10 protein-coding genes are annotated in these 12,033 nt (G+C 45.4%); 3 read left to right on the top strand and 7 right to left on the bottom strand.

Translation table 11 applies throughout. The annotated features are described in order from the left end of the window. Nucleotides 1-17: 17 nt before the first annotated feature. The 4 genes from AC6R00_RS19300 to AC6R00_RS19285 all read right to left on the bottom strand — a co-directional run bounded on the left by AC6R00_RS19300 (nucleotide 18) and on the right by AC6R00_RS19285 (nucleotide 3,384). Complete coding sequence (locus AC6R00_RS19300) at nucleotides 18-800, bottom strand: substrate-binding periplasmic protein (RefSeq protein WP_500641604.1); 783 nt, start codon at nucleotides 798-800, stop codon at nucleotides 18-20. Nucleotides 801-1,022: 222 nt separating this feature from the next. Next, a complete protein-coding gene (locus AC6R00_RS19295) occupies nucleotides 1,023-2,609 on the bottom strand; it encodes an AbgT family transporter (RefSeq protein ID WP_500641603.1) in 1,587 nt (528 codons plus the stop codon). 388 nt (nucleotides 2,610-2,997) lie between these two features. Further along, on the bottom strand, nucleotides 2,998-3,123 hold the full coding sequence (ykgO, locus tag AC6R00_RS19290) for a type B 50S ribosomal protein L36 (protein WP_004744821.1): 126 nt from the start codon (nucleotides 3,121-3,123) through the stop codon (nucleotides 2,998-3,000). Further along, nucleotides 3,124-3,384 (bottom strand): type B 50S ribosomal protein L31, encoded by a 261-nt coding sequence (locus AC6R00_RS19285; protein ID WP_004744820.1) that lies wholly within the window; start codon nucleotides 3,382-3,384, stop codon nucleotides 3,124-3,126. Nucleotides 3,385-3,500: 116 nt separating this feature from the next. Here AC6R00_RS19285 and tsaA point away from each other — a divergent pair, with 116 nt between their 5' ends. Continuing rightward, entirely contained in the window at nucleotides 3,501-4,196 is a 696-nt protein-coding gene (tsaA, locus tag AC6R00_RS19280) for a tRNA (N6-threonylcarbamoyladenosine(37)-N6)-methyltransferase TrmO (protein WP_500641602.1), read from the top strand. Between the two features lie 111 nt (nucleotides 4,197-4,307). Next, a complete protein-coding gene (locus AC6R00_RS19275; RefSeq protein ID WP_500641601.1) occupies nucleotides 4,308-6,023 on the top strand; it encodes a proline--tRNA ligase in 1,716 nt (571 codons plus the stop codon). Nucleotides 6,024-6,070: 47 nt separating this feature from the next. Here the strand turns inward: AC6R00_RS19275 and AC6R00_RS19270 are convergent, their stop codons facing one another. The 3 genes from AC6R00_RS19270 to lpcA form a co-directional block, all read right to left on the bottom strand. After that, complete coding sequence (locus AC6R00_RS19270; protein ID WP_500641600.1) at nucleotides 6,071-7,468, bottom strand: serine hydrolase domain-containing protein; 1,398 nt, start codon at nucleotides 7,466-7,468, stop codon at nucleotides 6,071-6,073. A 117-nt stretch (nucleotides 7,469-7,585) separates the two neighbouring features. Further along, entirely contained in the window at nucleotides 7,586-8,431 is an 846-nt protein-coding gene (locus tag AC6R00_RS19265; RefSeq protein WP_500641599.1) for a class II glutamine amidotransferase, read from the bottom strand. Nucleotides 8,432-8,536: 105 nt separating this feature from the next. Next, nucleotides 8,537-9,118: a D-sedoheptulose 7-phosphate isomerase gene (gene lpcA / locus AC6R00_RS19260; protein WP_004744815.1), complete on the bottom strand. Its 582-nt coding sequence runs from the start codon at nucleotides 9,116-9,118 to the stop codon at nucleotides 8,537-8,539. 307 nt (nucleotides 9,119-9,425) lie between these two features. Between lpcA and fadE the strand changes: the two genes are divergently transcribed. Further along, the gene (gene fadE, locus AC6R00_RS19255) at nucleotides 9,426-11,879 is read left to right on the top strand and encodes an acyl-CoA dehydrogenase FadE (protein ID WP_500641598.1); all 2,454 of its coding nucleotides are present in this window, start codon (nucleotides 9,426-9,428) and stop codon (nucleotides 11,877-11,879) included. The last annotated feature ends 154 nt before the right edge of the window (nucleotides 11,880-12,033 follow it).

The raw sequence follows: 12,033 nt of genomic DNA, 5'->3' as shown, positions 1-12,033 counted from the left end.
CAAGGGTTGACGTAATGTCAGCCCTTTTCTTTTGGTGGCACTGTTTTTAGACTATCGAAGTAGTCATCAATGATGGCTTCATAGCGTCCATCATCCTTCATTTCTCTTAGCACTTGGTCGAATCTGTCTCTAAGCCACTGATGCTCTTTCAGCTTAGAAAACGCGATATAGCTGGGCGTGGCCTCGATTGGCGGCGAAAGTATTTCCAGAGCTTGTTCCATTTGTTCACTAGCCAGAATGCTTCGCGCACCAAAATCATTATTTACCCACACATCAGCACGCCCCGCCCTGACCAAGCGAGCGCAATCCTCAGTTCGGTTGCGCCAAAAGACTAGCCTAAAGCGTCCATCCGCCAATAAAGCATCCATCTGCTTACCATAACTGACTCGATTGACAGCGCAGATAGCGACCGCCGAAACATCACGGGATAAAAAATCATAGCTACTCATTTTACTGCTTCTTTTTACTACTAAGCTGATATTCTGCGTAAACAGAATTTCATTAGAGTAATCGGCAAACTTTTCACGCGTTGGATTTTTAAATGCGGTAAAGATAGCGTCGGCACGACCAAACTGAACATTACTCAAGGCTCTTGCCCAAGGTAAAACTTCTATTGATATCGGGACATCGAGTTCATCAAATACGGCCTCAACAAGCTCGACAGCCACACCAGATAACTCCCCTTCGCGATGGACGATATAGGGTGGATAGTCAAGCGTGACTAACTGCACTGAGGTTGAACTGACTGCGGGAAGAGAGCACAACCATATCAATAACGACAAAGCCCAAAGCTTACCCATGCTCGTTGGCTTGAATTACGGAGTGATATGAGCCTGAAGAAAACTCAGGATTGAAAATAGCTGGGTTTGTTGATTCATTTTACCTCCAAGGCATAGCGCTCTACCGATAAGTAAAGTTCACCCCTATCACTTGTCAACTCATCAGGCTGTTTGAAAAATCTATAGGCACAAAAAAGCCGGAGCAATGAGCTCCGGCTAAATCGTTCAATAAAGTACGTGTGATTAAGGCATGTAGTACGTCGCCGCTCCAGGACCTACAGGTAGACCCAAGATAAACACCCAAACGTAGAACAGTAAACTCCAACCCACGATGAACACGATTGAGTAAGGTAGCATGGTCGCAATCAGCGTACCTATACCTAGGTTCTTCATGTATCGCGTTGCTACAGCAAGGATAAGACCGAAGTAGCTCATCATAGGCGTGATGATGTTAGTAGTAGAATCACCGATACGGTAAGCCGCCTGAATAGTTTCTGGCGCGTAGCCAACTAGCATCAACATAGGAACAAAGATTGGTGCTGTTACTGCCCATTGTGCAGATGCTGAACCGATCATTAGGTTGATGAAGCCACACATAAGAATGAAGGCGAAGAACAGCATTGGGCCAGTTAGACCAATCTCTTGTAGGAAGCTCGCGCCTGCAACAGCGAAGACTTGACCAAAGTTAGTCCACTTGAAGAATGCTACAAACTGAGCAGCGAAGAATACCAGTACAATGTACATGCCCATTGAAGACATAGACTTAGACATTGCATCGATAACATCGCGATCTGTCTTCATCGTGCCAACAACTTTACCGTAAACAAAGCCAGGTACAGCAAAGAATACAAAGATAAAGGCTACGATACTCTTCAGGAATGGTGAGCCAGCAATAGTACCTGCGTCAGAGCGAAGGATGCCGTCTGCTGGAACGACTGTCCATGCAAGAAGCGCTGAAACCGCTAGTACCGCAAGACCAGCAAGCTTAAGACCTTTTTTCTCTACAGCAGTTAGACCCCCCATCTTGTCTTGAGACAGGTCTTCTGACGCTTCTTCATCATTGTATTTGCCTAGCTTAGGCTCAACGATTTTCTCAGTAACAAAAGCACCAGTGATCGCAATGAAGAAAGTCGACACAAACATGAAGTACCAGTTAACTTCAGGTCCAACCGTGTAAGTTGGGTCAATCATTTGCGCAGCAGTTTCTGTAATACCCGACAGAAGTGGATCAACAGTACCGATTAGCAGGTTTGCAGAGTAGCCACCTGAAACACCAGCGAATGCCGCAGCAAGACCAGCTAGAGGGTGACGACCTAAAGAGTGGAATAACATTGCCGCTAGCGGGATAAGTACCACGTAACCTAGCTCAGATGCCGTATTAGAAATGATACCTGCGAATACAACCGTTACTGTAACCATGCGCTTAGATGCGCCCATTACCATGCCGCGCATTGCCGCTGACAATAGACCAGAATGTTCAGCAATCGCAACACCTAGCATAGCAACTAACACTGTACCTAGCGGTGCAAAACCAACGAAGTTTTTCACTAGGTTAGTAACGATTAGCTCCAAACCATCAGCATTTAAAAGGCTGACAACGTGGATCATGCCGTCTGCTGCACGACCTTTCGCACCTTCAGGGCGTGGGTCCATAACAGATACTTCAAAGTAACCTGCAATACCAGATAGCACTAAGATAGCTAAACAGAAGATGGCGAATAGAGTGATAGGATGGGGTAATAGGTTCCCCAAATATTCAACAGCGTCTAAGAAACGCGTAAATAGCGGCTTCTTAGGTGAATTTTGTTTAATTGAAGCAGATGAACTCATCTGTTCCCTCCTTGTAGTTATTCCTGCGCAAATGTGACAAAAATGTTCCAAATGCCAGCGCAGGGTACTCGACAAAATACTCAATTAGAAATGCAAAATGTTACAAAGTGTGTAACAAATCATATTATTTAACGCATTTTGCACAAATAATTAGCAAATATCACCAAAACAAAACCAAATAACAGAATTATAATTTATATAAATACATTCATTCTGTTTATTTAATGGCCTTTAAGTCGTTGATTGGTATAAGGAGGAAACTCAACCACCAAAGAGAGGCATAAATTACGCTTATCTATAACCAAGCACTCTGGTGGTTTAAGAGCAGGGGAAAAGCCTCAAACTGTGATAGTCAAAAATGAGAGCTTTATCCGATTGAGACTGGAGGTTACTTTTGCACCGCTTTAAATCTTGGATTGGTTTTGCAGATAACGTACAAACGCCCTCTTCTTTTGACGATTTGACAATCAGGATGGCGATTTTTAGCACTCTTAAGAGATTTTACGACCTTCATTTACTTGTCCCCTTTAGAAAATTGACCAAATCGACGCTTAAAGTTAGCGACACGACCTTCCTGATGGATGACACGCTGCTTACCTGTGTAGAAAGGGTGTGATTTAGAAGAAACTTCAATCGTAAAGTACGGATAGGTTTTGCCATCTTTCCACTCAATAGTGCGGTCAGTTTGCAATGTTGAACCGATAAGGAAGTACTCATCAATGCTTGTATCATGGAAAACCACGGTTCGGTATTCAGGGTGAATGTTGGGTTGCATAATTACCTCATTAGAAACCGTTATGTTATAACATTTTAAATAATAATCATTATCAACAAGTTTTACTACTCTTTTTTGTGATACTTTTTCCTCATCACCAAATTGAGAGAAAAGAGATGTATTCCATAGAGCCGATCGGTTTTATTGAAAGCCCATACAAAGAGAAGTTCGCCGTTCCTCGACAGCCGAGCTTAGTGCCAGCTGCTCGCTCGCGAGTAAAACTAGTTGGAGAGGCGAATAGTCCCGAAGCAGTGCGCGGGTTGGAGCAATTCTCCCATGCTTGGTTATTGTTTCTGTTTGACCAGAATTTAGCGGCAGGATGGAAGCCAACAGTGCGCCCACCTCGTTTGGGCGGCAATGAGCGTATAGGTGTGTTTGCTTCACGTTCGACTTTTCGCCCGAATGGCATTGGTATGTCAGCAGTAGAAGTTAAAGGTATCAGCAAGGAAGGCGATCAGATCTATTTGGATCTGGGTAACGTGGACTTGGTCGATGGCACGCCAATTGTTGATATCAAGCCATACATCCCCTATTCAGATTCTATTGCAGAGGCACAAGGTGGCTATGCAGCAGACGAACCTGAAAAATCACAGGTCGACTTCTCTCCAGTCGCTCTGGCAGCACTCGAAAAGCGTGGCGATACTGAGTATGTCAAAACGGTGATCGAGCAGGTTCTGGCGCAAGACCCTCGCCCGGCGTACAAAAAGAACAAACCTGATAGTAAAGAATATGCGGTAAATTTGTTCGATCTGAATGTGAAGTTTACCGTTAACGATAACTTAATAACGGTTACTGCGATTGAAAGCTTTTGACAATGGCATTTGGCTGATATTATAAGCGGCTAACAATTTTCCCCTCGTGGGACTTCCATACTCCTGTCCATTCTGGCTTGAGTATCTAACTTTAATAAACGGATAAGTTAAATGCGTACCAGTAATTATCTTCTTTCTACTCTGAAGGAGACTCCAAACGACGCAGAAGTAGTGAGCCACCAGCTCATGCTACGTGCAGGTATGATCCGTAAGCTGGCTTCAGGTCTCTACACCTGGCTACCTACTGGTCTACGTGTACTGCGTAAAGTCGAAAACATCGTTCGTCAAGAGATCGACAATGCAGGCGCAGTCGAAACATTGATGCCCGTTGTTCAGCCGTTTGAACTATGGGAAGAGACAGGCCGCAGCGAGAAGATGGGTCCTGAGCTACTTCGCTTTACTGACCGACACACTCGTCCGTTTGTTCTTAGCCCAACAGCTGAAGAAGTAATCACTAGCCTAGTGCGCAATGAAGTGAGCTCTTACAAACAGCTACCGCTAAACCTGTACCAAATCCAAACTAAGTTCCGTGATGAGCGTCGCCCACGTTTTGGCGTAATGCGTGCACGCGAATTCTGCATGATGGATGCGTACAGCTTTGATATTGATAAAGAAGGTCTACAGAAGTCTTACGATGCAATGCACGATGCTTACTGTAAAGCCTTCGACCGCATGGGACTTGAGTACCGCCCAGTACTGGCTGACTCAGGTGCTATCGGTGGTAGCGGTTCTCAAGAGTTCCACGTACTTGCGGAAAGTGGTGAAGACCTAATTGCCTTCTCTACTGAGTCTGACTACGCAGCGAACATCGAAAAAGCCGAAGCACTCGCTCTGGCTGACGAAGCTGCGGCTCCAACTCAAGAGATGACATTAGTTGACACACCAAATGCAAAGACAATTGCTGAGCTTGTTGAACAGTTTGAGTTGCCAATCGAGAAGACGGTTAAGACTCTATTTGTTAAAGCATCTGATGAAGTTGACGCTGACCTAATCGCGCTTATCATCCGTGGCGACCACGAACTGAACGAAGTGAAAGCAGAAAACCTTCCTCAAGTTGCAGCTCCTCTAGAGATGGCAACAGAAGAAGAGATCCGTGCCATAATCGGCGCTGGCCCTGGCTCACTAGGCCCTGTAGGTCTTAAACTGCCATTCATTGTTGACCGCACTGTTGCTGTAATGAGTGACTTTGGCGCAGGCGCTAACGTAGACGACAAGCACTACTTCGGTATCAACTGGGGTCGTGATGTTGAGCTTGGCCAAGTTGAAGACTTACGTAATGTAGTTGAAGGTGATCCAAGCCCTTGTGGTAAAGGTACCATCGCACTGAAACGTGGTATCGAAGTAGGCCACATCTTCCAACTAGGTAATGTTTACTCTCAAGCAATGAACTGTGGTGTTCTTGGTCCAGACGGTAAAAACGTTATCCTAGAGATGGGTTGTTACGGTATCGGTGTTTCTCGTGTTGTTGCATCTGCAATTGAGCAGAACCACGACAAGTACGGCATCATCTGGCCAGACGCACTTGCACCTTTCCAAGTCGCGATCGTACCAATGAACATGCACAAGTCAGAAGAAGTGAAAGAAGCTGCTGAGAAGCTGTACGCTGAACTGACGGCAATGGGCATCGAAGTGCTATTCGACGACCGTAAAGAGCGCCCTGGCGTAATGTTCTCTGATATGGAGCTAATCGGCGTTCCTCACACTATCGTCATTGGCGACCGTTCAATGAAAGAAGGTAACTTCGAGTACAAGAACCGCCGCTCTGGTGAGAAAACCGCTGTCGCAATGGCTGATATCGTTGAGCATGTTAAAGCTCAGCTAGCGTAAGTTAGCCCTAGAAATACAGAAGGCCGATGGAGACATCGGCCTTTTTTCTATTTTACTTTTTTGGCAAAGCCATTATAAAACGGCGCCTCTTGGGTTAGCCCTGTCAGTTTGCCTGTTTTGCTGAACTTAAAGTAAAACGTCGATTCAAACTCCAAAGGCTTGAAATGGTTTTCTGCTACTTTGTGTAACGCATAGGCGTCTTGCTGGTAACCTTGAATATAGAGCACCCCATTACGAATAAAGACATCAGCATAAAAATCTTCACTGTATTGATATCTTCCAATCAATGGCTTTAACTCCTCAAGGTCCACTTTCAACACTTCGGTTTGATATAGTGGGAAGTCAATCCAACCTTCCGTAAGCGAAACCGCACGTAAGATCTCTTGCGCAAGCTGATCGCCTCTTTGACCATTGGTCAAAACTACTGCCCCGGTACCAAGCTTCGGATAGAGGACAAAGTGCCCTTCAAAGCCGTGGTTGATTCCGCCGTGGAACACATAGCCTTCTTTGCTACTATGATTACGGAAAAAACCAAGTCCCATAAAGCTTGTCCCAGGGTAATCAATTTGCTGGATACTCTCTTGGCTTAGCCAGGACTCATCTTCTCCAATGTAGGCTTGGTGAACGGCCAGAAGCATACGTGTCAGATCAGTAGGTGTTGTCCACAAACCAGCCGCACTTTTAGCCGCGTATTTGTGCCACCCTTTTGCAACCCATTCGCCATATCGGTGAGCGTGGGCAAACTTTGTGTTCTCTTGATTTTCTGTAGGCTGAACAAAACTAGAGTTGACCATTTTTAATGGCTCAAACACCTCCTGATCCGCTATCACTTCGAACGGCTTATCGTAAACCTGTTCAAGAATGTGCTGGACGAGAATGTAACCGCCATTGGAGTAATGATAGTCCCCCACTACAAACTCTTGCTTTAAAACACCAAGCTTGGAATCGCTACGAGTAAAGATATTCAGCTTAGGGAGCGCTTGATCGCTCTCGACCCCCATATAACCAGTATGGTTAAGACCCGCTTTATGTGACAATAACTGACGCAGCGTAACAGGAGACGTTACTACTTTTGCAAACTCCGGTGCAAGCAGGGGCTGGATATACTCATCTAACGTTAGTAAACCTTTCTCCATGGCTCTCAAAGTGATTAAAGTGGTGACGGGTTTACTCATTGAGGCTACTTGATAGCGGGTCTCAGTGTTAGCTAGTTGACCTGATTTATGGCTCAAACCATGGCTGAATTGCCACTCTTTTTGACCCTCTTTGAATGTACTAACACTCACACTGGGGATCTGCCAAAACGCCATTCGTTCATCTAATGAGTAACGTAACTCGGGATTAGACGCATACTTATAACTGGCGACTAAGCTAGAAAATGCCTCTGGCTGCTGTGCCAGTACCGACGAACTGAACAGCACAATAGACAGTAAAAAGCCTCTCATAAACACCTACCTTAAATAATAAAAAACCCATTGATATTATTTTTATATCAATGGGTTAAATATAAACTTTCGACTTGTTCTCAATGATTTTAGAAGCACATCTCGAAATTTGGTTTATTACTCTAACGGTTCGGTAGGTGCCTGACTGGCCACTTTTTTGGGCGCATAAGCGACGTCAGCCAGTTCATCGGCATTACCATCGATCAGTTCACCAAAATGGAAAATGCCAAACTCGCCCGGCTTCATGCGATGCCAAGTTTCATTACCTGTCAGCGGTTGAGTCGCAATGACAGACACGATGTCATTAGGCGTTGTTTCTTCTTGGAAGTTGATTTCCACATCTTCATCAAGTAACGCGGCTTTACCAAATGGTGCACGACGGGTGATCCAATAAAGGTGGTTAGTACAGTAGGTCATGACATACTCACCGTCTGAAAGCAGCATGTTAAACACGCCCTTCTCTCTCAGCCTGTCACAGCACTCGGCAACAAAACGAAACACCCCCACCATATCTTGCGGTGGTTCTGGATACTCATCTTCCATCTGCTTAAGCAACCAACAAAATGAGAGTTCACTATCTGTCTGCCCAACGGGGCGATGTCTACCCGTTACTAGATCTTGGTAATCGCTCAATTGACCATTGTGAGCAAAGGTCCAATAACGTCCCCACAGCTCACGGGTAAAGGGGTGGGTATTTTCAAGATTCACTGCACCGCGATTCGCCTGACGAATATGGCTTATCACCGCACAGCTTTTAATCGGATAATTCTGTACCAACTCAGCGATCTTTGAATCGCAACTTGGGTTCGGATCTTTGAAATTACGAAAGCCTTTGCCCTCGTAGAAAGTGATTCCCCAACCATCACGGTGCGGACCGGTATTACCGCCGCGCTGCATCAGCCCGGTAAAACTAAAACAGATATCGGTTGGCACATTGGCGCTCATTCCGAGCAGTTCACACATGTTTTACTAAACTCCCTTAATCCTTGCGTGCGGTTTCTTCTTTAATAGCATAAGCGCCAGCAAGTTTGCTAGCGCTTATAGTTATATAAAAGATGCTTTCGACAATTAAGCGTTTTCCATCTCTTTTTCGATCAGTTGAATCACAATGTGGATGATCTTAATGTGAATCTCTTGAATTCGGTCAGCGTAACCAAAATGAGGAACACGGATTTCGATGTCCGCTAGGCCTGCCATTTTACCGCCATCTTTACCCGTTAGGGCGATGGTTTTCATGCCTTTAGCTTTGGCTGCATCAATCGCTTTTAAGATGTTACCTGAGTTACCCGAAGTTGACAGACCAAATAGCACATCACCTTTGGCACCCACGGCTTCAACATAACGAGAAAATACGTGGTCGTAACCAAAGTCATTACTTACACATGATAAGTGGCTTGGATCAGATATAGCGATACCTGGTAAACCCGGACGATTTTCGCGATAGCGACCCGTTAGCTCTTCCGCAAAATGCATGGCATCACAGTGTGAACCGCCGTTACCACAAGAAAGCACTTTACCACCTTGCTTAAATGAATCAGCCAGCATCTTCGCTGCCGCTTCAATTTGCGCAATGTTGTTTTCATCGCTTAAAAACTTATTCAGAACGTCAGCAGCTTCGGTCAATTCGTTTTTAATTAGGTCCTGGTACATAGGTTAATCTCTAATTTTTGTAATAAATAGTTCTGTGTGAAATACAGAAAACGTTACCTACAGAGTTTACTCAAACAATTCTCACTGTCGATAGCTTGCTGATAACAATTCCCGCTTTGTTGCAAATCTTGGTTCACAAAAACCGCATAGCCCATCATTTTTAGACTTTTCACTCTACTTAGATCACTTTTTAAGCAAATACCGGTTTTACATTTTATTAATATTTTGATTACACTTAACTGGTTAGACCTCTTACATGTTATCGGCATAAAACAGATTAAATTCCGCCGTAATAAGGAACATAAATATGGACATCTTGCTCTCTCTACTTGGCTTTACCGCAGTTCTCGCGATCTGCTTGTACCACCGCAGTTCACTGCTGCTCTCCATCGCTGCATTAACTGCCACAATGGTTGTGCTCTCTATCTTTGGTAGTGCTGGCTCTCTTAGCTGGATCTTATTCATCGCTGCCATTGCGACCCTAGCAGTACCATCCATCAGACAGTCACTAATCAGTAAAAAAGCCCTCGCTCTATTTAAGAAAGTGCTTCCTGCTATGTCGCAAACAGAAAAAGAAGCGCTTGATGCCGGTACCGTTTGGTGGGAAGCAGAGCTGTTCAAAGGTAAGCCTGACTGGAAAAAGCTGCACGACATTCAAAAGCCTCAGCTAAGCGCCGAAGAGCAAGCCTTCTTAGATGGCCCAGTGAACGAAGTCTGCGCTATGGTCAATGACTACAAAGTGACTCACGAGCTAGCCGACCTCCCACCTGAAGTTTGGCAATACCTAAAAGACAATAAGTTCTTTGCGATGATCATTAAGAAGAAATACGGCGGCCTTGAGTTTTCTGCTTACGCTCAGTCTCTGGTACTGCAAAAGCTAACTGGTGTCTCTAGCGTGCTTTCTTCGACGGTTGGTGTACCTAACTCATTAGGCCCTGGCGAACTGCTGCAACACTACGGTACAACAGAGCAAAAAGATTACTACCTACCTCGTCTTGCAGAAGGTAAAGAGATTCCATGTTTTGCTTTAACTAGCCCTGAAGCTGGCTCAGACGCAGGCTCTATTCCTGACTTCGGTGTGGTGTGTAAAGGACAATGGGAAGGCAAAGAAGTGTTAGGTATGCGCCTGACTTGGAACAAGCGTTACATTACTTTAGCGCCTGTTGCGACTGTTCTAGGTCTAGCCTTTAAACTGCGCGATCCTGAAGGATTACTCGGCGAGCAACAAGATCTAGGCATCACCTGTGCTTTGATCCCAACTCATCTAAAAGGTGTTGAAATCGGCAATCGTCATTTCCCACTTAACGTTCCATTCCAAAACGGTCCAACACGTGGTGAAGACCTGTTTGTGCCACTCGACTTTATCATTGGCGGCCCGAAAATGGCCGGACAAGGCTGGCGTATGCTAGTGGAGTGTCTGTCAGTAGGTCGTGGGATCACTCTACCATCAAACTCTACCGGTGGGATTAAAACCGCCGCATTGGCAACAGGGGCTTATGCAAGAATTCGTCGTCAGTTCAAGCAACCTATTGGTCACATGGAAGGGGTTGAAGAGCCATTGGCACGTTTAGGTGGCAATGCCTACGTGATGGATGCGGCAAGTACCTTGACCGTTGCAGGTATCGACCTTGGCGAAAAACCATCCGTTATCTCAGCGATCGTCAAATATCACTGTACTCACAGAATGCAGCGTAGCGTTATTGATGCGATGGACATTGTTGGCGGTAAAGGTATCTGTATGGGGCCAGCAAACTTCCTTGCGCGTGGCTATCAAGGTGCACCAATTGCCGTTACTGTTGAAGGCGCAAACATCTTAACCCGCTCTATGATTATCTATGGTCAAGGCGCGATTCGCTGCCATCCATATGTACTCGAAGAAATGAATGCCGCCTACTCAGATGCATCCGATGCCCTAGATAAGTTTGATAGTGCGTTAGCAGGCCACGTGAGCTTCACCATGAGTAACCTTATTCGCAGCCTATGGTTAGGTCTGACCGATGGTCGTTTCTCTGATGCGCCAGTGAAAGATTCAACCACTCGTTACTACCAGCGTTTGAACCGCTACAGCGCTAACATCGCTTTCCTATCTGATATTTCAATGGCTGTTCTAGGTGGCTCACTGAAACGTAAAGAGCGCCTGTCTGCACGCTTAGGCGACATTCTAAGCCAACTGTACTTAAGCTCAGCAACGCTAAAACGCTATGAAAGTGATGGTCGTATTGTAGAAGATCTTCCGCTGGTACACTGGGGCCTACAAGATAGTCTTAAACAGACCGAAATCGCTGTCGATGAGTTCTTAGCCAACTTCCCGAATAAATGGTTGGGCAAAGCACTGCGCGTTTTGATTATGCCATTTGGTCGAGTACGCAAAGCGCCAAGCGACAAGCTAGATAGCCAAGTAGCTCAAATCCTGCAAACGCCAAGTGAAACTCGCTCTCGCATTGGTCGTTACCAATACTTTGAAGCCAGTGAATTTAATGCCGTTGGTCGTATCGAGCAAGCGCTTGAAATCATCCTTAAAGCAGAGCCTGTTTTCGATAAGATTTGTAAAGAGACAGGTAAACGCCGCCCATTCCTGCGCCTAGACGAGGTTGCAGCGATGGGACTAGAGAAAGGTATTATTGACACCAACGAAGCGAAGCTGTTGCGTGAAGCTGAAGAGCAGCGACTCTACGTGATAAACGTTGATGATTTCAGTCCTGAGGAATTAGCAGCAAAGCCTCAACCGCAGCTTTCTTCAGCAATGGATGAAGTCGCGTAAACCTTATCTAGAATAGAACTTACCAAAACCAACAAGGGCTGCGTTTGCAGCCCTTTTTATTATCAACCCTAATGTTAGTTTCTACTACGAGTATTAGTTGCAACTAACATCATCAGCGTTTTTATTCGTTGAATACGACGATTCGTACGCGAAA

It is taken from the genome of Vibrio sp. R10-SF1-ISO8 (assembly GCF_059833805.1).
The sequence above is the reverse complement of the archived record's forward strand: the minus strand, read 5'-3'. Positions and strand labels throughout refer to the sequence as shown.